Source organism: Paraburkholderia denitrificans (assembly GCF_042655705.1).
Classification (GTDB): Bacteria; Pseudomonadota; Gammaproteobacteria; order Burkholderiales; family Burkholderiaceae; genus Paraburkholderia; species Paraburkholderia denitrificans.
In genome coordinates, this window is the sequence record NZ_JBHSMP010000011.1 from 163657 (window position 1) to 188807 (window position 25151).

A 25151-nucleotide genomic window follows, 5' to 3' on the forward strand; every position below is an offset into this window, starting at 1 on the left:
CGCCTCACCCTGATCATTTCGCCGACCGTTCCAGTCCGCCCGTGATTTGCCTGCGACGAAAGCCTGGTTCCGCCCGCACGCGCGGCCCGATGCGTACGTGTCTGCGCCGCCCAGTTTGCGCGCCGCCCGGACCGCAAGCAGAGATCGATCGCCATGAACACAGTTTTCCGCTACAAGGGCTACGACATCGCCCCGGCAGCGCAGCGCCTGCCAAACGGCCTGTACGCGGCCAACCTGACCATCGGCACACAGCCGGACGACGCCCGCTCGTTCGATGCGCTCGACTACTTCTTCGACGAAGCGAACGCACTTGCCTACGCGTACCGCTGGGCGTGCATGTGGATCGACGAGCAACGACACTGCGCCTGACGCAATACGCTTCCTGACCGTTGTGACAGAATGGCCTTCACATCGTGAGAACAGTACGTCGAGGAGAACGACCGCATGACGTGGACTGTCGACAAGCAGATCGCGCTCACCGCGACGCAAGCCGTCGAAGCGATCCAGTCAGGCCAGTTGAAGGCCGCCGAATATGCCGCCACGCTGCTCGCGCGCGCACAGGCGCTCGCGAATCTCAATGCGCTCACCGTGCTCGACGTCGAAGGCGCACTGGCCGCCGCGCGCCGCATCGACGCACTCGGCGCGAGCGAGCGTGCGCGCCTGCCGCTGGCCGGGCTGCCCATCATCGTGAAGGACAACATCAACACGCGCGGCCTGCAAACGTCGGCGGCCACGCCCGCACTCGAAGGCTTCATGCCCGCGCGACATGCGCCCTCGGTGCAGCGGCTCGTCGATGCCGGCGCCGTCCTGCTCGGCAAGGCCAACATGCACGAGCTGGCGTTCGGCATCACGAGCACGAATCTGAGCCCAGCGGCGGGGCCCGTGCGCAATCCCTACGATTGGAAACGGATCCCCGGCGGATCGTCGGGCGGCACTGCCGCCGCCATCGCCGCACGCATCGCGCCCGCCGGACTCGGCACCGACACGGGCGGCTCGACGCGCATTCCCGCCGCACTGTGCGGCATCGTCGGACTGCGGCCGTCCGTCGGCGACGGCGGCACGCAGCGGCGCTATCACGATCCGCAAGCCGTCGTGCCCATCAGCCACACGCGCGACACGGTCGGGCCGATGGCGCGCACCGTCGCCGACGTGACGCTGCTCGACGGCGTCATCACAGGTCACGGTCCGCTTGCGCACGCAACGGTCGCGAACCTGCGCATCGGGTTGCCCGCGCCGCTCTGGGCAGGGCTCGAGCGCGCGCTGGAAGACGCGGTGCGCAAGGCGCTCGGCAAGCTCGAAGCGGCCGGCGTAACGTTCGTGCCCGTCGAAATGAGCGATCTGCTCGCGCTCAACGAACGCGTGAGCAGCGCGCTCGCGCTGCACGAACCGATCGAGGATCTGCACGCGTGGCTCGTGGCGAACCACGCGCCGGTCCAGTGCGTCGCCGGGGTGGCGGCGCGCATCGCCAGCCCGGACGTGCGCGCGGCCTACGATGCCGTGCTCGCCGACCGGCGCGGCGGCGACTATCAAACGGCGATCTCGGTCTGGCGCCCGCAGCTGCAACTGCTCTACGCGCAGACGTTTGCCGCCAGCGGACTCGACGCACTGCTGTTCCCGACCACACGTCTCGCCGCGGTGCCCATCGACGAGATGAACGGCTCGTCGCGCGTTTCCATCGACGGGGCCGCGCCCATCGACGAGATGAACGCCTACCTGCGCAATACCGATCCGGCCAGCAACGCCGGGATTCCGGGGCTTGCGCTGCCTGCCGGGCTCGCCTACGGGCGGCTGCCCGTGGGCCTCGAACTCGACGGGCCGCTCGGCAGCGACCGGCGCCTGCTCGCAATCGGGCTGGCATTCGAGCAGATTCTCGGCACCCTGCCCGCACCCAGGATTTGACGCGCGGCGGCACGCGGACCGGCATCGCCATCCCGAAGCGCCGCGCTTCACGTCCCGTTCACGCACCCTTCGGCCCCTCACGCCCCGCCGCAGCGCGCCTTGCGCCCGCTCAACCGCGCCCCCATTGAATCGGCGCGACACATTGACCCTACCGGCGTCACGCCGCCGCCCCGTGCGCACCCGGAGGGGTACAATGCGAATCGTTCGCATTCTAATTAATTGCACTCCTTCATCATGCGTCTGACAGACCTCTCCAGAGGCACCACAGCCTACGTCGAGCGCGTTGACGACGCGCATGAACGCGACCCCATCGCCCAGCGCCTGCGCGATCTCGGCTTCGTGCCGGGCGAGCCGGTCCGCGTCGTCGCCCAGGCCCCCTGGAGCGCCGATCCGCTGCTCGTGCAGATCGGCTCGACGCGCTTCGCGCTGCGCCGCGCCGAAGCACAACGCGTGAGCGTTCATGAGGCGAGTGCATCGTGAGTCAGGCCTCACTGCGCATCGCCCTCGTCGGCAATCCCAACTGCGGCAAGACCGCACTGTTCAACCTGCTCACCGGCGCACGCCAGAAGGTGGCCAACTACGCGGGCGTCACCGTCGAGCGCAAGGAAGGCCGCTTCGCGACGCCCTCGGGCCGCAAGGTCCAGCTGCTCGATCTGCCCGGCGCATACAGCTTCGACTCGACGAGCCCCGACGAGCGCGTCACGCGCGACGTGCTGCTCGGCCGCTATCCGGGCGAAGCCGTGCCGGACCTCGTGGTCTGCGTTGCGGACGCAACGAACCTGCGCCTGCATCTGCGCTTCGTGCTCGAAGTCAAGCGGCTCGGCCGCCCGGCCGTGCTCGCGCTGAACATGATGGACGCCGCGAAGCGGCGCGGCGTGACCGTCGACGTGGCCGAACTCTCGCGCCTGCTCGGCATGCCGGTGGTCGAAACCGTGGCGGTGCAGCGCGGCGGCGCCGAGGCGCTGATCGATCTGCTCGACCGCACCGATGCGCAAGCCGCGAACGGCGGCGCGCGCCCCGAGGACACGGACGATCTGCACGCCACCGTGCGCAGCATCCTCGCGGCGGCGGTGACGATGCCGCGCGCCACCGACGCGCGCGACGACGCCCTCGACCGCTGGACGCTGCATCCGGTCTTCGGTCCGCTGATCCTCGCGGTCGTGATGTTCCTCGTGTTCCAGGCGGTCTACTCGCTCGGCAAGCCGCTCACCGATGCGATCGGCGACGCCTTCACGTGGCTCGGCGCCGCGACGGGCGCCGTGCTGCCCGAGGGGCCGCTGCGCAGCCTCTTGACCGATGCGATCTTCAGCGGGGTCGGCACGGTGCTCGGCTTCCTGCCGGAAATTCTCGTGTTGTTCTTCTTCATCCTCGTCCTTGAGGAATCGGGCTATCTGCCGCGCGCGGCATTCCTGCTCGACCGCGTGATGGTGTCGGTCGGGCTCACGGGGCGCTCGTTCATTCCGCTGCTGTCGAGCTTCGCGTGCGCGATTCCCGGCATCATGGGCACGCGCAGCATCACCGATCCGCGCGACCGTCTCGCGACGATACTCGTCGCGCCGCTCATGACCTGCTCCGCGCGGCTGCCCGTCTATGCGCTCCTGATCGGGGCATTCATTCCGCACCGCCTGATCTTCGGCGTATTCAACCTGCAGGGGCTCGTGCTGTTCGTACTCTATGTCGCGGGCATCATCGGCGCGATGGTGGTGGGCTGGGTGATGAAACATCTGCGCCGCGACCGCCGCGAGCACGCACTGCTGATGGAGCTGCCGTCCTACCGTATGCCGCGTGCGCGCGATATCGGCATCGGCCTGTGGGAGCGCGGCATGATCTTCCTGAAGCGTCTCACCGGCATCATCCTCGCCCTGAGCGTGCTGATGTGGTTCATCTCGACGTTCCCCTCGCCGCCCGCGGGCGCGACCGGTCCCGCCATCGACTACACGTTCGCGGGCTATCTGGGCCGCTTCCTGCAGTATCCGTTCGCACCGCTCGGCTTTAACTGGCAGATCAGCCTTTCGCTGATTCCGGCGTTCGCCGCGCGCGAAACCGCCGTGGCCGCGCTCGCGACGGTCTACTCCGTGGCAGGCGGCGACGCCGACATCGTCGGGCTCGGCCACACGCTCTCACATAACTTCTCGCTCGCGAGCGCGCTCTCGCTGATGGTGTGGTTCGCGTTCGCGCCGCAATGCATGTCGACGCTCGCCGTGATCCGGCGCGAGACGCGCTCGTGGCGCGCGGTGTCGGCGTCGTTTGGCTATATGTTCGTGATGGCGTATCTGGCATCGCTGCTCACGTATCAGATCGCGAGCCGCTTCTTATGAGCGCCGGACTGATCGCTCAATACGCGGTAATCGTCGTGCTCGTCGGCCTGAGCGCGCTCTACACGCTGCGCAAGCTCGCACCGACGCTGGTGGCGCGCCGCCAGGCCGCCCTCGCCGCCAGCCTGCTCAAGGCGGGACGCGGCACATTCGCGCAACGCATCGGCCGCGCACTGCAGCCGCGCGGCGCGACCGGCAATTGCGCCGACGGTTGCGGGACGTGCGGCTCGTGTGGCCCGAAGCCCTCCGACGACAACGAAGACGACGAGCATCCGCTCACGTTTCATCCGCCGCGCAAATAAGCGCCCCAAACCCGGCTTAACTCCGGCGCTAGTCCAGTGCTAATCCGGCGCAAATGCGGCGGCCTTAAAACGGCGGTCTGAAACCGGCCTGACACAGGCATTCCGCTACACTCGCGGCTGCACCGGGCCGCTCGCCATCGCGACACAGCAAAGCGCGGCCTGACCTGTTCTCCCGTCACGACTGCGCCGCGCCCATGCAATACACCGCCCTTCTGAAGTCCGTCTTTCTCGCGGCCAGCGCCGCTGCGCTCGTGGCTGCCAGCGGCTGCGCGCGAGTGTCCACGCTCGACTCGAACGGACTCTGGAAAGTCGTCGGCGGCCAGTGCGTCCCGAACGCACGCGACACCGGCACGCCCGCCCCCTGCACGAGCGTCAATTTCAACAAGCGCTATGCGGTGCTCAAGGACCTGCGGGGCCGCGCGCAATATCTGCTGATTCCGACCGACCGCGTATCGGGCATCGAAAGCCCCGAAATTGTCTATGCTGGCTCGCCTGAATATTGGGTCGCCGCATGGAACGCCGGTCGCCATGTCGATGCGAAGCTCGATATGCAGCTCGCCGCCTACCAGCTCGGCCTCGAAATTAATTCATCGACACGGCGTTCGCAAAACCAGCTGCACATTCACGTCGATTGCATGCGAACCGATATCGCCGAAGCGCTCGCACCGCACCGCGCCGACGCACCCGGCACATGGACCTGGATCACGCTCGACGGCGCGCGCTATCGCATCACGCGCGTCACGAGCCTCTACGACCGCAACAATCCGTTCCGCGTCGTGGCGCGAGACCTCGGCGCGCAGCAGACGATGGGCGCGCAGACGATCCTCGTGACCGGCGCCGGTCCCGACGCCGCCCGCGACGGCTGGCTGATCGTCAACAGCGGGCGCGACATGGAAGGCGGAACCGGCAACGCAGAGGGTCTGCTCGATCACGCATGCAGCGTCGCACGCGCGCACTGATGCACGGTTCACGCGCGTAGCCGCTCTGTAGTTGGCAATCGATCCGGTCGACTATGTTGCGGACTCAACGAAGCGGAAACCGGCGCGCGCGATGCTCGCCAGACACGCGACTCAACTTCCCGGCTTGAGCACCACGCGAAAGCGCGCTTTCCCGCTCATCATCCGGTCATAGGCTTCGGCCGCGCGGGAAAGCGGATATTCCTCGATCATCGGCTTCACGCCCGAGAGCGCGCTGAAAGCCAGCGTGTCCTGCGAATCGGCGGCGGTGCCCGAGGGCCAGCCCTGCACCGAATGGCGCCCCATGATGAACTGTGTGATCGACACTTCCACGGGCTCCTCCGACACGCCGACCATGATCATCTTGCCGTTCAGACCCAGGCCGCCCAACGCCGCGGTCATGGCCTTGCCGCTCGTGGCCGTGGCGAGGATCACGCGCGCGCCGCCAAGCGCCTGCAACGCTTCGGCCACATTCTGCGAGGCGCTGTCGATGTAGTGATGCGCGCCGAGCTGCGTGGCGAGCGGCGCTTTGTCTTGCCCGCGCGCGATGGCCACGGTGAGGAAGCCCATCTTTCGCGCGTACTGCACGCCGAGATGGCCGAGGCCGCCGATGCCGAGGATCGCCACGACATCGCCCGCACGCGCGCCGCTATGGCGCAGCGCGTTGAAGGTAGTGATGCCCGCGCACAGGAGCGGTGCGGCATCGACGTCCGAGAGATCGTCGGGCATGCGCGCGAGCGCTTCCTGCGGCGCGATCATGTAGTCGGCGTAACCGCCGTCGTAGCTGATGCCTGGAATGCGCCCGCTCTTGCACAGCACGAAGTCGCCGCGCCGGCAGTATTCGCAATGGCCGCAGTGTCCGCCATGCCAGCCCACGCCGATACGCTGTCCGACCTGCCATTCATCGACACGCGTGCCCAGCTTTTCGATTACGCCTGCAATCTCGTGTCCCGGCACGCGCGGAAATTGCAGCCCCGGCCAATGGCCTTCCTTCGTGAGCGAATCGCTGTGGCAGATCCCGCAGGCCTGCACCTTGACGAGGACATGTCCCTCGGGCGGCTCGGGCACGTCGCGCTCGACCAGTTCCAGCGGCCCACCGGGTTTTGCCACTTGCACTACCTGCATCTTTCGCATCGTCTGCTCCCTGGGAAAAGGGCGGAAATCTGGTGCCGCAATAGGGGCACTTTCCGAAAAAAGAACGAAGGGAAATTGTTGGTTCCGCCGTAGCCAGGCGATCTACACTGCAAAACAACGAAGACAAAAAAATCGGCCAGCTTTCGCGGACCTGGTGATTCTATTCCGATCCAGCTTTGCTCAGGCTGAGCCCGTACGTACTGCCCTTTCTGTATGGAGGCGGTCATGAAAAAGGAAAGGAAAACAGCACGGCAGATTTTGTCCGTGAACGCCAGGGAGGTTATTTCGGTCGGCCCCGATGACACAGTGCTTGCCGCACTGCACCTGATGGCCGACAAGGATGTCACGACCGTACTGGTGCTGCAGGGCAGCAATCTTGTTGGTGTTTTGTCTCAGCGCGATTACGCGCGCAAAGTCGAAGTGCTCGGCCGCGACGCCGCCAATACCAGGGTGGGCGAAATCATGACGACGCAGGTGTTCTATGTGACGCCCGAGCATACCTGCGACGAATGCCTGAGGTTGATGCATACAAAACGGATCCGGCATCTACCCGTTATCGAATCCGGGCGCGTCATCGGCGTGCTTTCCAACAGCGATCTCCTGGAAGAACTCTTTCAGGAGGACGAGCATTTCATCCAGCTACTGGAGCGTGACATGCTCTATCTGACGATCGATACCGGCGGCGCCTATTAGAACAGACGAAACAAGAACAGACAAAACAGGCGCGCTAAAGCCGGGACCGATCGAGCGCGTCACCGGTGTTGAAACTACCCGTCTTCCGGCCAGATCGTTATGCCACGGCCCTTGCAGGTGTCGTCAATCGCGTGCAGCACGATTTTGCTCATCGAGTTCCCCCATTGCGACGGGTTTTTCTCGATGTACGTGTCGACGATCGTATCCAGTTGGCCCAGCGTCATGTGCATCGTGCATTGTTTGAGCGCCAGGAGGGTGTCACCGGTACCACCCAAAGCACCTGCAGCCAGCACCCCGTCGAAAACGCCCGCCACATAGGTCACTTTCGCCGCGGATGAAAAACCCCGATACGTGTTTCCGTCGACGATGTGTCCAAGCGATTCGAATTGCGGCTCGGCATTGGAAATCGTAGCCACCCAGATTGCGAGTACCCCAACTGTCACTTGCTTGATCGTCCGGTGCATTTTCGCCCTCCTTCTGATCCAGTCACGTCTCGTCTGTTTACGAAAGCAATTTGAAGTGTAGTCCAGCGCGAGATTCGGTGATCTTCCGATGCGTGCGCGGAACCGCACATAATCCACGCGAAGGCGTCGCCAAACCGCTTTACTTCCGATAAATAGCATCAAGGTTTGAAATCACGCGATGCACACGCTGGCCGAATCAGATGCGGCGCACCTGAAATCAATCCGCACAGCCGAGCTGTTGCGCGAGTTCGTTCAGATCGTCGACAACGAAATCCCACGCCGCTTCCGCTTTCAGGTCGGTTCTCTGATGAGGTCCGTGTTCAGTCGGCCGCGCGACGAAGGCCGTCGTCAAGCCGAGCTGGCGAGCCGCAGCGAGATCGCTGTTATGAGCCGCGACGAGGCACAGTTCGGGTGGGGCGAGACCGAGGATGTCCACGGTCTCGCTGTAGACCTGCGGCGAGGGTTTATAAGCGCGCGCAACCTCGGCGCCGAGGATCGCGTCCCACGGCAAGCCAACACGTTTGGCAATGTCCACCATCAGACGAATGTTCCCATTCGACAGCGGCGCGATGATGAATTTCCGCTTCAGGCTGCACAGCGCCGCGACGGCATCCGGCCAGGGATCGAGGCGATGCCAGGCGAGGTTGAGTTCGTCGATCTCCGGGTCGGGAACATCGACGATGCCGTAATGAGTCAGGACGCTCACGAGATTCTCGCGATTCAGGACGTCGAGCCGGACGTACGGTCTGCGTCCGCTGCGCACTTCCTCCATGGAGGGCGAATACTCGCGTCGCCACGCATCGGCGAAATCGAATGCGTTCAGCCCCGGTGCGTGGCGATTCAGAAAGGATTGCGCTTCTCTCGCGACACCGCTTCTCCAGTCGACGATCGTTCCGAAGACATCGAACACGAGGGCCTTGATTTCCGTGTGGTTCTTCATGTGATCGAGTATGGGCCAGGTGATGTATTAGCGGATTGCAAAAGCTTGGGCGGCAACGCAGGAAGGAAAAGTCCCGTTTGGCCTGCTAAAGCTCGCGCTCAGGTATGACTCATTTGCCCCTGGCCGCCTTCACCTGGTCGGCAGTGATCAGCCTGGCCTGGTTGCCCCACGAACTGCGCTCGTGGTTCGCGATGTCGGCAATGTCCGCATCGTTCAACGTCGCGGCAAACGGCGGCATCACGCTGGGGTAGCTGATGCCGTTGATAGCCTCGCCATGCAGGCCGTTGAGGATCACGCTGATCTGCTTGGCGGGATCGTCGTTTAGCACCGCGGGGTTGTCCTTGAGCGGCGGGAACGCACCGGGCAGGCCCATGCCGGTGGCCTGGTGGCAGGCCGTGCAGCTGGCTGCGTACAGGGATGCACCGCGCGCCGGGTCGAACTTGTACGGGCCTGCGGGCGAGGCGGGAGTCGTGGGGGCTGTTTCCGCCACGGGTGCCTTGGTGATCGGCGGCGCGGCCACGGACGTCTCACCCGGCGCCGACACTTTCAGCACGCCCTGCGCGCCCATCACCATGTGCGCCATCGCGTGATCCACGAACGGATACTTGCCCGGTTCATTAACGGTCAGGTCGAAGATCGCGCCCTCGCCCGGCCCCACGCTGTAGGTGGAGACGCCGTCGATGGCCTGGGCCGGATTACCACCGGGATAGACCTTGTCGAAGATCGCGCCGATCACGTGGAACGCGCTCCACAGACTGGGGCCGGCGTTCACCATATAGATACGCACAAGGTCGCCCGGCCTGGCCGTGAGCGGATGATCGCGGTACTGGAACGCGGTGCCGTTGAACACGACCTCGTCGGGGCGCATCTCCTGCATCTTCGCGTAGTCGCCGGCCATCAGCTTGCCGCTCACCTGCTGGGTGTACCACTCGCCCTGCACCAGCACGTAGCTCTGTGCGGCTGGCGGCAGCGGCGTCGCCGGATCGACGATGATCGCGCCGTACATACCGTTGGCGATGTGCAGCAGCACAGGTGGCGTGCCGCAGTGGTAGAGGAACGCGCCCGGCACCCTGGCCACGAACGAGAACTTGATCGACTCGCCTGGCATGATGTCCACGTAATGCAGGCTGGGGGGCGTGATTGCGGCATGAAAATCGATCGAGTGCTGCATGGTGCCGTGATTGGTGAGCACCACATTCACAGTCTGCCCCTGGCGCACATGGATGACCGGTCCGGGTACGCTCTTGCCGAAGGTCCACGCCTGGTACTGCACGCCGCTGGCGATTTCCACGGTCTGGTCGGAGACGTCGATGGACACGCCCATGCTGTCGCCAGGCGTGAGCGGCGGCAGGTGCGCGTCGCGCGCCTGCGCGACGGGCTGGCTCGACGCCAGCGACAACGGCGCCACCGCGGCGGCCGCGGCCGTCTGCGAAGGTGACTGGACATGCAGCGCGCTGTGCAGGCCCGCCAACAGCAACGCCACGAGCAGTGCGATGCCCGCCAGCACCGGCGCCTGCACCTGCCATGGCAGCGTCGTCACGGGCGGTGCTTCGACAGCGGGACCCCACTCGGCGACCCGCCGCCAACCCGGCCAGCGCCGTTCGATCAGGTAGTCGACGCTATACGGATTGGGGCTGGCCCGGTGGTCGATGAGGATCAGTGCGATGAAGACCAGCACGTAGCTGATCGCCGTGCCCATGTTGGTGGCGCCCACCGTGTACGGGCCGCCGAAGCCCTCGGCGGTGGACCAGATCAGCAGGCTGAACAGGGCGCCGAGCACGTAGGTGTACTTGCGCGCGAACCCCAGCAGCAGGGCGAAGGCCAGCGCCGTCACTGCAAGGCGCGTCAGCCACACGAACAGCCCGGCATGCGGCGTGACCAGCGCAAGCCACATCCCGAACCACCACGCCGACCAGCGGGGCTGCCCATTGGCGGCGTTGTGCAGGTAGCCCACATAGTGGCTTGCGAAACCCGGCGCCCAGGTGAGCGCCGCGCCCACGATCCAGACGATGCCGAAGGCTACCCGCAACGCGGCGCCGGTCAGTACCGGCCAGGCTCCGTGCCGGGACTCGCGACGATTCGAGTCGGTCATGCCACTTCCTCCCAGAGGGTCGGGGTGCGGACAGGAACGTGCTGTAGCAGCGACACGGGCCGTGAGCTTGCACCCCAAAAGCGCATCTCTTGCTGAGGCTTGAACTACAGCGAGGATAAACGAAGATGAGCAAATCTGAAGCGTGCGCGATACACCCGGGAATTCAAGCTGGAGGAAGTACGGCTGGTGAAGTCAGGCCAGAGTCTGGCGGCGGTATCGGCCAATTTGGGCGCGACGCGCCAGACGGTTTTAACTGAATGCAGGCGGATCGCAACGGCGCGCTTGTTGGCGCGGGTACGAAGCCGGTGACCGAGGAACGGATGGAGCGGGTCCGCCTGCGTGTGGAGAATGCGCGACCAAAGATGGAGCGCGGCATTCTGGAAAGAGCGACGGTGAGCGGCGTTAATCGCGGCCGTGTACGTGCGCATCGAGGCTGCGTTCGGCAGCTTCGCCCACGAGGCCCGCGTAGTACAGATGCACGCCGACGGCGAGCGAATCGTTGCGGATTTCGTGGAAGGTCTTCCACGCCTTCACGGGGTCCTTGAACACGAGGTAATGCGCTTCCTCGGAAACGAGGCGCGCGACTTGATGCAGGCCGTGACCATGCAGCGCGGCGATAAGCTCGTCGAGGCTGCGGTGCGTGCGCGCGTCGGTGCGCGGATAGAGCATATGCAGCACGGCGACGCGCTCTTTCGCGAGCGCGGCGGACAGCGCGACCACGATGTCCTGATGATTGAGTGCCGTAACAACGGCGTCTTCGGCAAGTTCATCTTCCGAAAACAGGGTGTCGATCGAAATGTTCATCTACTCATACCTTACGTTTTGCTTCTGGCGTGAATGGCCAGATTAAAAAGGCCCGCCGAAACAGGCGGGCCGTCGAAAGCGATCACCGTAAGCCGCTTTCCTGAGATGCAGTATGGCAGATTGTCGCAGGCAGGTGATGCACTGCAACGGCAATACATTGTTGCAGTAAACATGCGGGAAAACGATTCTCGGCGAGCTGAGTTTCATGGACTAGCCTTTTTCATGCAGGTCAGGGCCTCTCGCCAACGAACCGCTCTTCCGATCGCTTCAAGAGATGGACGAAACAGCGCTGAACTCAATGACTGGAGATCGTGCGATGATCGGCAAAACCCTCTTTACGGGCATCCTGTTACTGGCCGGATTGTTTTGCTCCGCGTCACCGGCGTTTTCTCAGTCCTCGCCTCCGATGTCCGAAGCAGCAAAACAAACGAAAGCGCTGGTCGACAAGGCCGCCGGGTTGATCGACAGCGAAGGCAAAGCTGCATTTTCAAAGTTCAGAGTTAAAGGAAGCGAGTGGTTCCACGACGATACTTATCTGTTCGTGTACGACCGGAACGCAAATGTCTTGCTGAACCCGGCATTCCCATCCCGGGAGGGAACGAATGTTCACGGCCAGAAAGATGCCAACGGCAAGCTATTTCATGACGCGATGATCGAGGCGGCTGAATCAACGGGGTCCGGCTGGGTCGATTACATGTTCCTGCGACCCGGGCAGAGTCAGCCATCGCATAAATGGACCTATGTGAAGGCAGTCACGATTGACGGCGTTCCAGGTCTGGTGGGGTCGGGCTTCTATCCGGAGTAGGTTCTGGCGGGTATTACGTACCCGGAGAATGCGCGCGCACATCGCTGCGCAAGGCCGCTCCGGGTAACCGCTTGCGTTACACAATGAGTTGGTCGATTTCCGTTTGCGCGGCTGCCGGGAAAGGCTCGCGGGTGTCCGATTCCGTTGCCCACGCAATCGCTTCACGAATACGTTCCAGCGCGTTGCTACTCTCGGCAACCTCATGCCCGTAGCCATGAAATTCGTGAATCATGTGTTCCCAGACATCCAGCCGAATCCTTCCTCCCTGATCCTGAACGGTCTGTGCGAACTCTCGGATCATGTCAACAAGAATCTCTTTCCCACCCGCCTGGATATAGATCGGCGCGACACCCTCAAAAGACTGGTTGATCGGAGAAAGGTCCGCGTTCTCGTATTGGCCTTCGCCTTTGAGCCACGCAGAAAATTGAAGCGTCATGTACCCCTGCACCAGATCGTAATGATCGTTGCCGAACTGGCTTGCGCCGCGCAGACCCGTATCCGTCCACGGACTGATGCCAATCGCCAGCGCGGGCTGCGGAAGCGCTGCATCGCGCAGCTTCGACAGGGTCATCAAGGTCAGATGCCCGCCAGCCGAGTCGCCGCATACCACCAGGCGCGAAGGATCGACGCCTTGCCGAAGCAGAAACCGATACGCCTCCAGGCCATCATCGAGTTGCGCGGGATGGGGATGCTCGGGCGTAAGCCGATAGTCCGGGGCAAAGATGCGCACGCCAAGCCAGTGAGCGAGCAAGGCGATGAATTCGCGTGTCACGCCCGCGTAGAAGGTATAGCCGCCGCCGTGAAAGTAAAGCATCGTGATATCGCTGGTTTGCTCGCTCGGAATAAACCAGTCGCCGCGGGGCTCGCCTTCACCGGCTGGACGGATTTCGACAGCCGGGCGCATGTCGGTACGGGTAATCAAACTATCCAGATACGCTCTGCCGTCCGCAATGTCTTTCAGCGCGAAAGCCCGATTAAATTGTGCTCTCCAGAATAATGTTCCGATTTCGAAAGAAATTGGCCACTCGCGAACCAGCGGTTTTCCGATCATGCGCCGAAACAGCACCTTGACCGAAATTGCGAGGATCGAGGCGAGGCTGCGTGCCCTATGCGAAAAACGCCCCTGGAATACGGTTCTCGACATGTGGCTCCCCCGATCATTGTTTGTCGGGGATTGTAATCGCCAACCGGCCATTTTCTTCCATTAAGCAGGACAAAATGCCTAACACATCGTATCGCTCGGGCACACGAACGGTCGCTTCACCTCGGTTTATGTTTGTTGCATGAATCGTCCGATCAGCACCCGGCGAGCGCAGCAGTCAACCGGCGAATCGCTTCATCGACAGTCGAGCGCGGGCACCCGAGATTGATCCGCATATAGCCGTGCCCCTCGATGCCAAACTTCTGCCCCTTGTCGAGCCACAGCCGGGCCGTGGTCAACATGAATTTATCCAGTGTTTCTGCATCCATGCCAAGTCCGCGGCAATCCATCCAGGCAAGGTAGAGCGAATCGGCTGGCAATACTTCGATCTTCGAAGTGGCGCTATTGATCGCGCTCGCGAAATGGGCGTGGTTCTCGCGGAGATAGACCAGCATCGCTTCGAGCCACGGCTCGCCATGCGTATAGGCAGCCTCTGCCGCGACCATCCCGAGCGTGTTCACCAGCGGGAACATGTTTCTATCGTACTGTCGCAGCAATGCTTCGCGCAGACGCCGGTTGGGCACGAACACATTCGCGCTCTGCAGTCCGGGCAGGTTGAACGTCTTGCTCGGGGCCGTACACGTAATGCTGTTCTGCGCAAACTGCTCGCCCAGCGATGCGAACGGGATGTGCTGCCTGGCGGGGTTGATGATCAGGTCCTGATGGATCTCATCGGAAATCACGAGAACGCCGCGCCGCACACAGATCTCGCCGATGGTGCGAAGCTCGTCCTCGGTCCACACATTGCCGGTCGGATTGTGCGGATTACTGAGAATAAATAATCTGGTGTTGTCCCGGATCGCCGCCTCGAAAGTCCGTGCATTGAAGCGGTAACCCGTCTCGCTGCGCTCAAGCGGCGCGAAGGCCAGATGGCGGCCGTTCATGAGGACATCGTTATGAAAATGGGCGTAGACGGGCGGCTGAATCAGGACGGTGTCGCCAGGCGCGGAAAACGCCTGTACGACAGTCTTCAGCGTCGTGATAACGCCGGAGGTCTGAACCACCCATTCCCTGGGGACCTCCCATCCGAAGCGCCTCGCCTGCCAGCCGACAACGGCATCGACATAGCTGTCCGGCGCTCCGCCGGGATAGCCGAACACACCGTGCTCGACTGCCTCATGCAGCGCATCGATTACGGGGAGTGGAGACTTGAAGTCCATATCCGCGACCCACATCGGCAGCGGTTGCGCCGCAGATTCGTCGGCGGCGAGCAGTTTGCCTGCGACCGCCCATTTCATCGAATTGGAGTGTTTGCGATCGATCACTTCATCGAAAACGCTGGCGCTGTCATCGAAAGAAGCGTCCTGTCTCCCCATTGCGGAATAAGCTTTCACACTCGATCCTTGTCTCAGTAGAACGGCACGCTGGCGGCGTCGCCAGTCACCTACAGAATCATCACCATTTCGTGCCACGACATTCCGCCGTGATCCGACTCGGACGGCTTGACGTAGTCATAGCCAAGCCGTCGATAAAGCTCGACGTGGCGCTCCTTACACATCAAGTGGATGGTTTTCTTGCCCTGCTCACGCATGCGGCTGACGAATTTACGCATCAGCAAGGACGCAAGGCCTCTCCCCTGATAAGCCGGGTCGATCACGACCGACATGATCACGACGTTCGGCGCATCGGGATCGTGACCGACAAGCTCCTTGAACTGCTCATCGGACATCACGACGTTGTACGCGCAACCGCTGTTGATGAATCCGGTCACCCGCCCATCCAGTTCCATCACAAGGAACCCTTGCGCGTACTGCCGGATGCGGGTAGCGATCTTTTCTTCGGTCGCTGCTTCGTCGCCCTCGTAGGCCGAGGATTCGATTTCATAGCAGCGGGTGATGTCCGAAGGAACTGCACTACGGAAGGTCGGTGTTGGCGTGTTCATCAGGTATCTGCTCGTTTCAGCCATTTGCGATGACTTTCTGAGAACCGGATTGTAGGACGCCAGTGAGTTGCATATACTGCATTTTCGGCACTTTAAACTGTATGCCATGCATGATCAGCTCAGACGCGTCGATCTCAACCTGCTCGTAGTGTTCGACGCGCTTTATCGCCACCGGACGGTCGTAGCCGCATCCGACGAATTGGCATTGAGCCCGTCTGCGTTTAGTCACGCCCTCAATCGTCTGCGCAATGCGCTGTCCGATGAATTGTTCGTCCGGTATGGGGCCGGAATGCAACCCACTGCCAAGGCAGACCAGATTGCAGATGGCGTACGAGACGCATTGAGATCGCTTTCGGCCACGCTAGCCGCCACTGGGCCGTTCAAGCCGTTGACGAGCACGATGACCTTCTTATTCGCCGCCACGGACTTCACGGCCTTCGCGTTGCTTCCGAGGCTTGCGGCAATCCTGGAGCAGGCTGCGCCGCATCTGCGGATCAAGGTTGTCTATTCCACGCACCGAGATTCCGCGGATGATCTGGCCACGGGGCGCATCCATTTCGCGGTTGGTTTCTCCGAACCCGGAAATAGCAATCGCGGGCTCGAATCGCTAGAAAGCTTCACGGACGAATATGTTGTGGTTGCCCGCGAGCATCATCCCCGGCTCGGTCATACCCTTACGCTCGAACAATATCTGGCGGAGCGCCATGTTGTCGTTACGCCATGGAGCAACGAGGGAAGCATCATCGACGCCGCGCTCCTCAGGGCAGGCCACCGACGCGACACGGCCGTTCATCTTCCAAGTTTGATGGCCGCTCCGTTCGTTGTGGCCGGTTCGGATCTGATCATCACGATGCCGAGACGCATCGCGGAAGAATATGCGCCCCTTCTGAAATTGCGCATCTATCCCACACCGTTCGAAGCTCCCGGGTATACCTTGAAGGTCACTTATCACAGACGACACGCGGACGCGCCAGGACACGCGTGGATGCGAGAGCACATACTCCTCGCGCTTCGTGAGCAAACCGCTCATTAAGCGCGTGAGCCGAACGTTCACGGAAGCGCCCTGAAATCCGCGAAAAAGCAAAAAAAGCGCCCCGCATTGCGAGACGCCCAGGGGAAAACAGCTTGTTGCTGCGGTCAGCTCACTTCGAGCACCAGCAATTGCGCGCCATCGGTAACCTGATCGCCCACTGCGTAAAGCACCTCGGTCACCGTGCCGCCGAACGGTGCGCCAATCGTGTGCTCCATCTTCATCGCCTCCATGACGACGAGCGGCGTGCCTTTCTCCACCACCGCGCCCGGCTCGACAAGCACCGCAATCACCTTGCCCGGCATGGGCGCCGTGAGGCGCCCTTCTCCGTGGTCCGCATCAGCGGCATGCGCCAGCAGGTTCTGCCATTCGAACGACATGGCTGTGCCGAGGCAGAACACGTGAAAGACATCGCCGTCGATAAACACGCGGCCCGTCACGCGCGTATCGCCGATAGTTACGGCGTATTCGTCCGCGCCGCGCCCGCGCGACCACGTATACGCATCGACGCTGCCTGCGCAGCCGAGCGTTTGCGCGCCGCCGTCCTGCGCAAACGTCGCCGGGAACGTCGTGTTGGTTTCGATATCGCGCCAGCCGATCGTCTGCTGATAGCCGCCGTTCAGCCGCCAGTGCACGAGCGATGCCCACGGCGACGCATCCCGTGTCGATGCGTCTTCGCGGCTGAGCAACGCGGCGCTGGCCAGCGCGAGCGCTTCGCGCACCGGCTTGCGATGCGCCGCGAAGAGCGCATCGTGATGGCGTTCGATGAGGCCGGTGTCGAGATCGGCAGCAGCGAATGGCTCGCACGTCACGAGCCGGTGCAGAAACTCAACGTTCGTATGCGGCCCCACCACCTCGCAGGCTTCGAGCGCGCGCTGCATGCGCGCGAGCGCGTCTTCGCGCGTCGTGCCGTGCACGATCAGTTTCGCGATCATCGGATCGTAGAACGGCGTGATCGTGTCGCCTTCGCGCACGCCGCTGTCGATACGCACCGAGGCGCGCTGCCCGGCCGCCCCAATCGCAAACTCCACGCCTTCAGGCATGCGCAGATGCTTGAGCGTGCCCGTGGAAGGCAAGAAGCCGCGTGCAGGATTTTCGGCGTAAATACGTGCTTCAAGCGCATGCCCCTGGACCGCGAGCTGCGACTGTGCGAGCGGCAACGGTTCGCCCGCGGCCACGCGCAATTGCCATTCGACGAGATCGAGCCCCGTGATCATTTCGGTCACGGGATGCTCGACCTGGAGGCGCGTATTCATCTCCATGAAATAGAATTCGGCGCCGGTCATGATGAATTCGACCGTGCCCGCGCCCACGTAGTGCACCGCGCGCGCCGCCGCCACGGCGGCTTCGCCCATGGCGCGCCGCACGCTCGCATCGAGCCCCGGCGCAGGCGCTTCTTCAAGCACTTTCTGATGGCGACGCTGCACCGAGCAGTCGCGATCGAACAGATACACCGCGCCGCCATGCTTGTCGGCGAACACCTGCACTTCGACGTGACGCGGACGCAGCAGATATTTCTCGATCAGCACGCGGTCGTTGCCGAAGCTGCTTGCGGCCTCGCGCTTGCATGACGCGAGCGCCGCGGCGAAGTCCTCGCTGCGCTCGACCACGCGCATGCCCTTGCCGCCGCCGCCCGCACTCGCCTTGAGCAGCACCGGATAGCCCATCGCATCGGCTTCGCGCTGGAGCAGCACCGCATCCTGATCGTCGCCGTGATAACCCGGCACGAGCGGCACCGAAGCCGCCTGCATCAACGCCTTGGCGGCCGCCTTCGAGCCCATCGCGGCAATCGCCCCGACCGGCGGTCCGATAAAAACGAGGCCCGCTTCATCGCATGCGCGCGCAAAGGCTTCGTTTTCGGAAAGAAATCCATAGCCCGGATGAATCGCCTGCGCGCCCGTTGCGCGCGCTGCGGCGATGATGCGCTCGATGCGCAGATAGCTTTGCGCAGCCGCCGCCTCGCCGATGTGCACGGCTTCGTCGCACGCCGTGACGTGCTTCGCGTTGGCGTCGGCATCGGAATAGACGGCCACGCTCTTGATGCCGAGTTTCCGGCAGGTCGCCGCCACGCGGCACGCAATTTCGCCCCGGTTGGCGATCAGGATCTTGTTGAACATGTGTGATCTCGCTGTCGTTCGTGTGAACCCTGAACCTCAGCCGGTGGGCTGGCTGCGCCAGTTCGGCGTGCGCTTTTCGAGGAACGATGAGACGCCTTCGCGTCCTTCGTCGCTTGCACGGATGCGCGCGATACGGATGGCTGTGTCCTCGATCAACGCGTCGTCGAGCGGCCGTCCCGCGACGTCCTGCACCAGTTGCTTGCACTCGCGCACGGCGTTCGGGCTGTTCGCCGCGAGCGCCTCGACGATGCGCTGCACGGTGGCGTCGAGCGTGTCGGCGCTCACCGCCTCGCTCACGAGGCTGAGGCGCTGTGCCGTCGCGCAGTCGAATGCCTCGGCCGTGACGAAATAGCGGCGTGACGCCTGCTCGCCCAGCGCGCGAATCACATACGGCGCGATGGTCGCCGGCATCAGGCCGAGGCGCGCTTCGGAGAGGCAGAAATGGGCGGTTTCCACGGCAACCACGATATCGGCCGCGCAGACGAGCCCCATGCCGCCCGCGTACACGTCGCCGTGCACGCGCGCGACCACCGGCTTCGGACAGCGATACAGCGCCGAGAGCATTTGCGCGAGACGCATGGCATCGGCGCGGTTCTCCTCGTCGGAGTAACCGGCCATCTTGCGCATCCAGTTCAGATCCGCGCCCGCACAGAACGCACGGCCACTGCCCGCCAGCACGATCGCGCGCACATCGTCGCGCGCGCCGAGCGCCGTGAATGCGGCTGTAATATCGGCGATCATTGTTTCGTTGAAGGCGTTGCGCACATCGGGCCGGTTCAGCGTGACCGTCGCGACATGGCCAGCGATGTCGACCAGCAGCGTTTCGTATTGCATCGTCAAGTTCTCCTTCCCGAGCGACGCTTACATGCGGAACACGCCAAAGCGCGTGTCCTCGATAGGCGCGTTCATCGTCGCGGAAAGCCCGAGACCGAGCACGTCGCGCGTTTGCGCCGGATCGATCACGCCGTCGTCCCACAGCCGCGCGCTCGCATAGTACGGATGCCCCTGGCGTTCGTACTGGTCGCGAATCGGCTGCTTGAACGCCTCCTCTTCTTCCGCGCTCCAGCTGCCGCCCTTCGCTTCGATACCGTCACGACGCACCGTGGCGAGCACCGACGCAGCCTGCTCGCCGCCCATCACGGAGATGCGCGCATTCGGCCACATCCAGAGAAAGCGCGGCGAATACGCACGGCCGCACATGCCGTAATTGCCTGCGCCGAACGACCCGCCGATGATCACCGTGAACTTCGGCACCTTCGCGGTCGCGACGGCCGTCACCATCTTCGCACCGTTGCGTGCGATGCCTTCGTTCTCGTACTTGCGGCCCACCATGAAACCCGTGATGTTCTGCAGAAACACGAGCGGGATCTTGCGCTGGCAGCACAGTTCGATGAAGTGCGTGCCCTTGAGCGCCGACTCCGAAAACAGGATGCCGTTGTTCGCGACAATCCCCACCGGATGGCCCCAGATGTGCGCGAAACCGGTCACGAGCGTCGTGCCGTAGCGCGCCTTGAATTCGTCGAATGCGGAATCGTCGACGATGCGCGCGATCACTTCGCGTACGTCGAACGGCTTGCGCGTATCGACGGGAATCACGCCGTACAGGCTCTTCGCGTCGTAGCGCGGCGGCAGCGGATCGCGCAGCGCGAGAGGCGGCGTCTTCGTGCGGTTCAGATTGCCGACGATGCTGCGCGCAATCGCGAGCGCATGCGCATCGTTCTGCGCGAGATGATCGGCCACGCCGGAAAGGCGTGTATGTACATCGCCGCCGCCGAGGTCTTCGGCGCTGACTTCTTCGCCGGTTGCCGCCTTCACGAGCGGCGGGCCGCCCAGGAAAATCGTCCCCTGGTTCTTCACGATGATCGACTCGTCGCTCATGGCGGGCACGTATGCGCCGCCCGCCGTGCACGAGCCCATTACGACCGCGATCTGCTCGATGCCCTGCGCAGAGAGATTCGCCTGGTTATAAAAAATGCGGCCGAAGTGGTCGCGATCGGGAAACACGTCGTCCTGATTCGGCAGATTCGCGCCGCCCGAATCGACGAGATACACGCACGGCAAGCGGTTTTCCTGCGCGATTTCCTGCGCCCGGACGTGTTTCTTCACGGTCACGGGATAGTAGGTTCCGCCCTTCACCGTGGCATCGTTGCAGACGATCACGCATTCCTGGCCCGCAATGCGGCCGATACCGGTGATGATGCCCGCGCCGGGCGCTGCGTCGTGGTACATGCCGTACGCGGCGAGTTGCGAGAACTCGAGGAACGGCGTGCCCGGATCGAGCAGTTGCGCAATGCGGTCGCGCGGCAGCAGCTTGCCGCGCGAGAGGTGCTTGTCGCGCGCCGCCTCGCCGCCGCCGAGCGACAGCTTGTGGATCTTCTCGCGCAGATCCGCGACGACTGCTTCGAGCGCGGCGGCATTCGCCTTGAAATCATCCGAGCGCGGATTGAGCTTCGATTCGATGATCGGCATCGCGTACTTCCTTTCGTGACGTGCAGCGGGGTTACATCGTTTCGGCGAAAAGCTCGCGGCCAATCAGCATGCGGCGGATCTCGCTTGTGCCCGCACCGATTTCATAGAGCTTCGCGTCGCGCCACAGGCGGCCGACCGGATACTCGTTGATATAGCCGTTGCCGCCGAGAATCTGGATCGCTTCGCCGGCCATCCACGTCGCTTTTTCGGCGGTATAAAGAATCACGCCCGCGCAATCCTTGCGCACCTGGCGCACGTGATCCGTGCCGAGCGTGTCGAGCTGGCGACCCACGGCGTAGAGATACGCGCGGCAGGCCTGGAACGTGGTGTAGAGATCGGCGACCTTGCCCTGGATAAGCTGGAATTCGCCGATTGCCTGACCGAACTGCTTGCGGTCGTGAATGTACGGCACGACCGCATCCATGACTGCGGCCATGATGCCGGTCGGGCCGCCCGCGAGCACGGCGCGCTCGTAATCGAGGCCGCTCATCAGTACCTTCACGCCGCCGTTGAGCTGGCCGAGGATGTTTTCTTCGGGCACTTCGACGTCCTGAAACACGAGTTCGCCCGTGTGCGAGCCGCGCATGCCGAGCTTGTCGAGCTTCTGTGCCACGGAAAAGCCCTTCATGCCCTTCTCGACGATGAAGGCCGTGATGCCGCGCGGACCGGCTTGCGGATCGGTCTTTGCGTACACAACGAGTGTGTCGCAGTCGGGGCCGTTGGTGATCCACATCTTGGTGCCGTTGAGCACGTAACGGTCGCCCTTTTTCTCGGCGCGCAGCTTCATGCTGACGACGTCCGAGCCCGCATTCGGCTCGCTCATGGCGAGTGCGCCGACGTGTTCGCCCGAGACGAGTTTTGGCAGGTATTTGCGCTTTTGCGCTTCGGTGCCGTTGCGGTGGATCTGGTTCACGCACAGGTTCGAGTGCGCGCCATATGAAAGACCGACCGATGCGGACGCACGCGAAATCTCCTCCATCGCAACCATGTGGGCGGTGTAGCCCATGCTGGCGCCGCCGTATTCCTCGGAGACGGTCATGCCGAGCACGCCCAGATCGCCGAACTTGCGCCACAGATCCATCGGGAACTGGTCGGTGCGGTCGATTTCTGCCGCGCGCGGCGCGATTTCCTTTGCCGCGAAGGTAGCGATGCTGTCACGCAGCATTTCGACTTCTTCGCCGAGGGGGAACTGCAGTCCGGGTACATTGCTCATGAGTGTCTCCTCCTGTGTCGATGGGAGTTAGCGCTTTGGCGCTTACTCCCATCCCATGCAAAGCTCGGTCGCAGTTAGCGCTTTAGCGCTTACTGCGACCCCACGCAAAGCGGTCGGTTGCACCAGGTGCTTTAGCACCTGGTGCAACCCCATAATCGGGCATCCAGCATCGCCCCACGGATGCACATTTCACGCCACATTTACGTACGCGTCAATAGGTATAATTGAGTAACGCTCAAATTTATCTATCCCGGCAAAACACTTGCCTGATCCGCAAAAATTCATCAATAATTCACCACAATCCCGCCATAAACTGACCGTCACTCAACATGCTGGCCGCAACCAGAACCGCCCTCCCTGCTTCGCGCCGGCAGCCCGCCGGGCGCAAATCGCAGCAGCGCGTGAAGGAGATCCTTCAAGCCGGCCGCGACGTGTTCTCCGAAAAGGGCTACGAGCGCGCGACCACGGCCGAGATCGCGCAGCGGCTCGGCGTATCCGAAGCCACCGTGTTCAGCTACTTTCGCGGCAAGCGCGAACTCTGCGCGCGCGTCATCGGCGACTGGTATGACGAATCGATTGAAGCAATCGAGGCGGGACTGCCGCGCGACGGCACCGTGCGCCAGCAGTTTGCTTTCATCGTACGCATGCATCTGCGCGTGATGCTCGAAAGCGGCACGGGCATCTGCTCACTGGTGCTCTCCGAGGGCCGCACGCGCCATCACGACCTGAGCGAAGCACTCACCGAAATGCAGCGCCGCTACACCGCGCCGCTCATGCGCGTGCTCGCGCGCGGCCAGGATAGCGGCCAGATCCGCAACGACATGCCGCTGCGCCTCCTGCGTTCGCTGGTTTTCGGGCCGATGGAGCACGTTCTCTGGGATGCGACGCTCGGCAACCGGCGCACCGATATCGAAGCCACTGCACAGCGGCTCGTCGACGTGCTGTGGGCCGCGCTGCAGCCGCCCAATATCGAGCTGGCCGCACTCGCGCAATTCAGCCAGGACGTGGGCGAAGCGATGCGCCGGCTCGAGCGCGAGCGCACGGCGGGCAAGGCGGGCAGCGACGCCACATCCGGCTAAATCTGCCGTACGCTGACGGCAATCCTCCCGCCGCCGCGCACCGCAGCCATGACCGACCAACTCACCGCCCCGATTGCCTCCCGCTTCGCCTCGCTCGCGCTCTCGCATCTCACGCGCGAGTATCCAAACAAGCTCACCCATGCGCTTGCCGGTCCAGCGGACGTGCAGGGGCCGCGCGCGCTGCATCCGGTGTTTTATGGCAGCTACGACTGGCATTCGTGCGTGCATGGTTACTGGTTGATTGCGCGCCTGCTCACGCGCTTTCCGGATTTACCTGAAGCACCGCACATCGTCGCGGTGATCGACGAACACTTCACGGACGAGAAAATGGCCGGCGAGCGCGCCTATCTCGACCTGCCGCACAACCGCGGCTTCGAGCGCCCGTATGGCTGGGCGTGGCTGCTCGCGCTCGCGGCCCAGCTCGATGCGATGAAAACGCCGCAAGCACTACGCTGGGCGCGCACGCTTGCACCGCTCACGCGTGCATTCGTCGAGCGTTTCGAGGAATTTCTGCCGAAGGCGACGTACCCCATCCGCGTGGGCACGCACTTCAATACCGCGTTTGCGTTGACACTCGCGCTGGCATTCGCGCGGCAGACGGCCCAGGACGGGTTGGCGAGGTTAATCGAGCAAACCGCGCGTCGCTGGTATCAGAACGATGCCGGGTGCCAGGCCTGGGAGCCTTCAGGCGACGAGTTTCTCTCGCCAGCGCTGATGGAAGCCGTGCTGATGAGCCGCGTGCTGCCCGCCGCCGAATTCGCCGGCTGGTTCGACGCCTTTCTGCCCGATCTGGCCACGCGCCAGCCGCGCACACTCTTCACGCCAGCCGTGGTTACCGATCGCACCGATGGAAAAATCGCGCACCTGGACGGCCTCAACCTGAGCCGCACGTGGTGCCAGCGCACGCTCGCGCGCGCGTTGCCGCCTGGCGATGCGCGCGCGACCGTATTGCGCGAAGCGGCGCGGACACATCTGCAAAGCGCGCTCGAACACGTCGCGGAAGATTACATGGGCGAGCACTGGCTCGCTTCTTTTGCCACGCTCGCGCTCGAAGCGTGAACGCCCGAGGTTTCGCTACGGCGCACTGCGGCGTAGGCCGCATTCAGCACATGCACACGGCTAATCGCCGCGCAGGCGCCATCGAACTGTTACCGGCGCTATCCTTGCTCATACGAACTCGCAACCAATACGGCCCAAAAGCGAGCATTCGCGGCACCCACGCGCCAGGCACTTGTAACAGCTCGAAAAATCAGTGCAATCCACGTAATTGCATTGGCACGCGCGATGTCATAGCGTTCGATTATTAACGAGTGGACGCATCCGCGCCCCAGGCATCCGTTCTGGAGAAAGTTGTGAACAGGTCAAAAGTGATCCTCGGGGCCATCGCAACCGCCATCGCATGCGCGAGCGGCGCAGCCCATGCGGCGCGTTGGGCCGTCGGGGTGGGCGTCGGCGCGCCCTGGTACTACCCGGCGCCTTATTACTACGCACCGGGGCCGGTCATCGTCGCACCTCCGCCAGAACCGCCTGTCTGGATCGAGCAAGGTCAGCCGCCATCCGGCCCCGCCGATCAGGCGTATTCGCAGTATTCGCAAGGTCCGGCGGATGCGGAAAACGATCCCGAAGCCGATAACAGCGACACCTGGTATTACTGCGACGCATCGCGGACCTACTACCCGTATGTGAAGCAGTGTGCGTCGGGCTGGCGCCCGGTTCCCGCCCAACCCGCTCCCGAGAACTAAACCTTCTAGACCAG

At 63.3% G+C, this 25151-nt stretch carries 24 protein-coding genes and 1 pseudogene; 13 read left to right on the top strand and 12 right to left on the bottom strand.

Annotated features, from left to right (window positions below):
• Positions 1 to 153: 153 nt before the first annotated feature.
• The 6 genes from ACFPTO_RS08945 (at position 154) to ACFPTO_RS08970 (ending at position 5475) form a co-directional block, all read left to right on the top strand.
• Positions 154 to 369 (top strand): transcriptional regulator, encoded by a 216-nt coding sequence (locus ACFPTO_RS08945; RefSeq protein ID WP_377710921.1) that lies wholly within the window; start codon positions 154 to 156, stop codon positions 367 to 369.
• Positions 370 to 444: 75 nt separating this feature from the next.
• Positions 445 to 1899 carry an indoleacetamide hydrolase gene (gene iaaH / locus ACFPTO_RS08950; RefSeq protein ID WP_377710922.1) on the top strand — a complete coding sequence of 485 codons (1455 nt, stop codon included), beginning with the start codon at positions 445 to 447 and terminating at the stop codon, positions 1897 to 1899.
• 234 nt (positions 1900 to 2133) lie between these two features.
• Complete coding sequence (locus ACFPTO_RS08955; RefSeq protein WP_377710924.1) at positions 2134 to 2379, top strand: FeoA family protein; 246 nt, start codon at positions 2134 to 2136, stop codon at positions 2377 to 2379.
• Complete coding sequence (feoB, locus tag ACFPTO_RS08960; protein WP_377710925.1) at positions 2376 to 4217, top strand: ferrous iron transporter B; 1842 nt, start codon at positions 2376 to 2378, stop codon at positions 4215 to 4217. The genes ACFPTO_RS08955 and feoB overlap by 4 nt, the downstream gene beginning before the upstream one ends.
• Positions 4214 to 4516 carry a DUF6587 family protein gene (locus tag ACFPTO_RS08965; protein ID WP_377710926.1) on the top strand — a complete coding sequence of 101 codons (303 nt, stop codon included), beginning with the start codon at positions 4214 to 4216 and terminating at the stop codon, positions 4514 to 4516. The genes feoB and ACFPTO_RS08965 overlap by 4 nt, the downstream gene beginning before the upstream one ends.
• 194 nt (positions 4517 to 4710) lie before the next feature.
• The gene (locus tag ACFPTO_RS08970) at positions 4711 to 5475 is read left to right on the top strand and encodes a CDP-diacylglycerol diphosphatase (RefSeq protein WP_377710927.1); all 765 of its coding nucleotides are present in this window, start codon (positions 4711 to 4713) and stop codon (positions 5473 to 5475) included.
• Between the two features lie 111 nt (positions 5476 to 5586).
• Here ACFPTO_RS08970 and ACFPTO_RS08975 read toward each other — a convergent pair whose 3' ends face one another.
• Positions 5587 to 6606, bottom strand: coding sequence for an alcohol dehydrogenase (locus ACFPTO_RS08975; protein WP_377710928.1), 1020 nt, complete (start codon positions 6604 to 6606; stop codon positions 5587 to 5589).
• A 225-nt stretch (positions 6607 to 6831) separates the two neighbouring features.
• Here ACFPTO_RS08975 and ACFPTO_RS08980 point away from each other — a divergent pair, with 225 nt between their 5' ends.
• Entirely contained in the window at positions 6832 to 7299 is a 468-nt protein-coding gene (locus ACFPTO_RS08980; protein ID WP_377710929.1) for a CBS domain-containing protein, read from the top strand.
• Between the two features lie 74 nt (positions 7300 to 7373).
• On the opposite strand, the gene ACFPTO_RS08985 is transcribed toward ACFPTO_RS08980, so the two are convergent.
• From ACFPTO_RS08985 to ACFPTO_RS08995, 3 genes are all read right to left on the bottom strand, one after another.
• Entirely contained in the window at positions 7374 to 7763 is a 390-nt protein-coding gene (locus ACFPTO_RS08985; RefSeq protein WP_377710931.1) for a Rap1a family protein, read from the bottom strand.
• 217 nt (positions 7764 to 7980) lie between these two features.
• Positions 7981 to 8703 (bottom strand): haloacid dehalogenase type II, encoded by a 723-nt coding sequence (locus ACFPTO_RS08990; protein ID WP_377710932.1) that lies wholly within the window; start codon positions 8701 to 8703, stop codon positions 7981 to 7983.
• 109 nt (positions 8704 to 8812) lie between these two features.
• Positions 8813 to 10795, bottom strand: a complete 1983-nt coding sequence (locus ACFPTO_RS08995) for a multicopper oxidase domain-containing protein (protein WP_377710933.1) — start codon at positions 10793 to 10795, stop codon at positions 8813 to 8815.
• A 135-nt stretch (positions 10796 to 10930) separates the two neighbouring features.
• Between ACFPTO_RS08995 and ACFPTO_RS09000 the strand changes: the two are divergent.
• Positions 10931 to 11184, top strand: a pseudogene (locus ACFPTO_RS09000) (transposase); the annotation flags it as partial.
• A gap of 13 nt (positions 11185 to 11197) precedes the next feature.
• Here ACFPTO_RS09000 and ACFPTO_RS09005 read toward each other — a convergent pair.
• On the bottom strand, positions 11198 to 11599 hold the full coding sequence (locus tag ACFPTO_RS09005) for a hypothetical protein (RefSeq protein WP_377710935.1): 402 nt from the start codon (positions 11597 to 11599) through the stop codon (positions 11198 to 11200).
• A 316-nt stretch (positions 11600 to 11915) separates the two neighbouring features.
• Between ACFPTO_RS09005 and ACFPTO_RS09010 the strand changes: the two genes are divergently transcribed.
• Complete coding sequence (locus ACFPTO_RS09010) at positions 11916 to 12404, top strand: cache domain-containing protein (protein ID WP_377710936.1); 489 nt, start codon at positions 11916 to 11918, stop codon at positions 12402 to 12404.
• Between the two features lie 76 nt (positions 12405 to 12480).
• Here the strand turns inward: ACFPTO_RS09010 and ACFPTO_RS09015 are convergent, their stop codons facing one another.
• The 3 genes from ACFPTO_RS09015 to ACFPTO_RS09025 form a co-directional block, all read right to left on the bottom strand.
• Positions 12481 to 13548 (bottom strand): alpha/beta hydrolase, encoded by a 1068-nt coding sequence (locus ACFPTO_RS09015; protein ID WP_377710937.1) that lies wholly within the window; start codon positions 13546 to 13548, stop codon positions 12481 to 12483.
• Positions 13549 to 13700: 152 nt separating this feature from the next.
• A complete protein-coding gene (locus ACFPTO_RS09020; protein WP_377711020.1) occupies positions 13701 to 14921 on the bottom strand; it encodes a MalY/PatB family protein in 1221 nt (406 codons plus the stop codon).
• A 68-nt stretch (positions 14922 to 14989) separates the two neighbouring features.
• Entirely contained in the window at positions 14990 to 15487 is a 498-nt protein-coding gene (locus ACFPTO_RS09025; RefSeq protein ID WP_377710939.1) for a GNAT family N-acetyltransferase, read from the bottom strand.
• Positions 15488 to 15593: 106 nt separating this feature from the next.
• Between ACFPTO_RS09025 and ACFPTO_RS09030 the strand changes: the two genes are divergently transcribed.
• Positions 15594 to 16520 (top strand): LysR family transcriptional regulator, encoded by a 927-nt coding sequence (locus tag ACFPTO_RS09030; RefSeq protein ID WP_377710941.1) that lies wholly within the window; start codon positions 15594 to 15596, stop codon positions 16518 to 16520.
• Positions 16521 to 16624: 104 nt separating this feature from the next.
• Here ACFPTO_RS09030 and ACFPTO_RS09035 read toward each other — a convergent pair whose 3' ends face one another.
• Genes ACFPTO_RS09035 through ACFPTO_RS09050 form a run of 4 tightly spaced genes read right to left on the bottom strand, consistent with a single transcriptional unit; the run spans position 16625 to position 22316 of the window.
• On the bottom strand, positions 16625 to 18634 hold the full coding sequence (locus ACFPTO_RS09035) for an acetyl-CoA carboxylase biotin carboxylase subunit (RefSeq protein WP_377710942.1): 2010 nt from the start codon (positions 18632 to 18634) through the stop codon (positions 16625 to 16627).
• A 36-nt stretch (positions 18635 to 18670) separates the two neighbouring features.
• Positions 18671 to 19468 (bottom strand): enoyl-CoA hydratase/isomerase family protein, encoded by a 798-nt coding sequence (locus ACFPTO_RS09040; protein WP_377710943.1) that lies wholly within the window; start codon positions 19466 to 19468, stop codon positions 18671 to 18673.
• Positions 19469 to 19495: 27 nt separating this feature from the next.
• A complete protein-coding gene (locus ACFPTO_RS09045) occupies positions 19496 to 21103 on the bottom strand; it encodes a carboxyl transferase domain-containing protein (protein ID WP_377710945.1) in 1608 nt (535 codons plus the stop codon).
• Positions 21104 to 21134: 31 nt separating this feature from the next.
• A complete protein-coding gene (locus tag ACFPTO_RS09050) occupies positions 21135 to 22316 on the bottom strand; it encodes an isovaleryl-CoA dehydrogenase (RefSeq protein ID WP_377710946.1) in 1182 nt (393 codons plus the stop codon).
• Between the two features lie 329 nt (positions 22317 to 22645).
• Here ACFPTO_RS09050 and ACFPTO_RS09055 point away from each other — a divergent pair, with 329 nt between their 5' ends.
• The 3 genes from ACFPTO_RS09055 (at position 22646) to ACFPTO_RS09065 (ending at position 25137) form a co-directional block, all read left to right on the top strand.
• A complete protein-coding gene (locus ACFPTO_RS09055) occupies positions 22646 to 23395 on the top strand; it encodes a TetR/AcrR family transcriptional regulator (protein ID WP_377710947.1) in 750 nt (249 codons plus the stop codon).
• 48 nt (positions 23396 to 23443) lie between these two features.
• A complete protein-coding gene (locus ACFPTO_RS09060; protein ID WP_377710949.1) occupies positions 23444 to 24454 on the top strand; it encodes a DUF2891 domain-containing protein in 1011 nt (336 codons plus the stop codon).
• A gap of 293 nt (positions 24455 to 24747) precedes the next feature.
• Entirely contained in the window at positions 24748 to 25137 is a 390-nt protein-coding gene (locus ACFPTO_RS09065) for a hypothetical protein (protein ID WP_377710950.1), read from the top strand.
• The last annotated feature ends 14 nt before the right edge of the window (positions 25138 to 25151 follow it).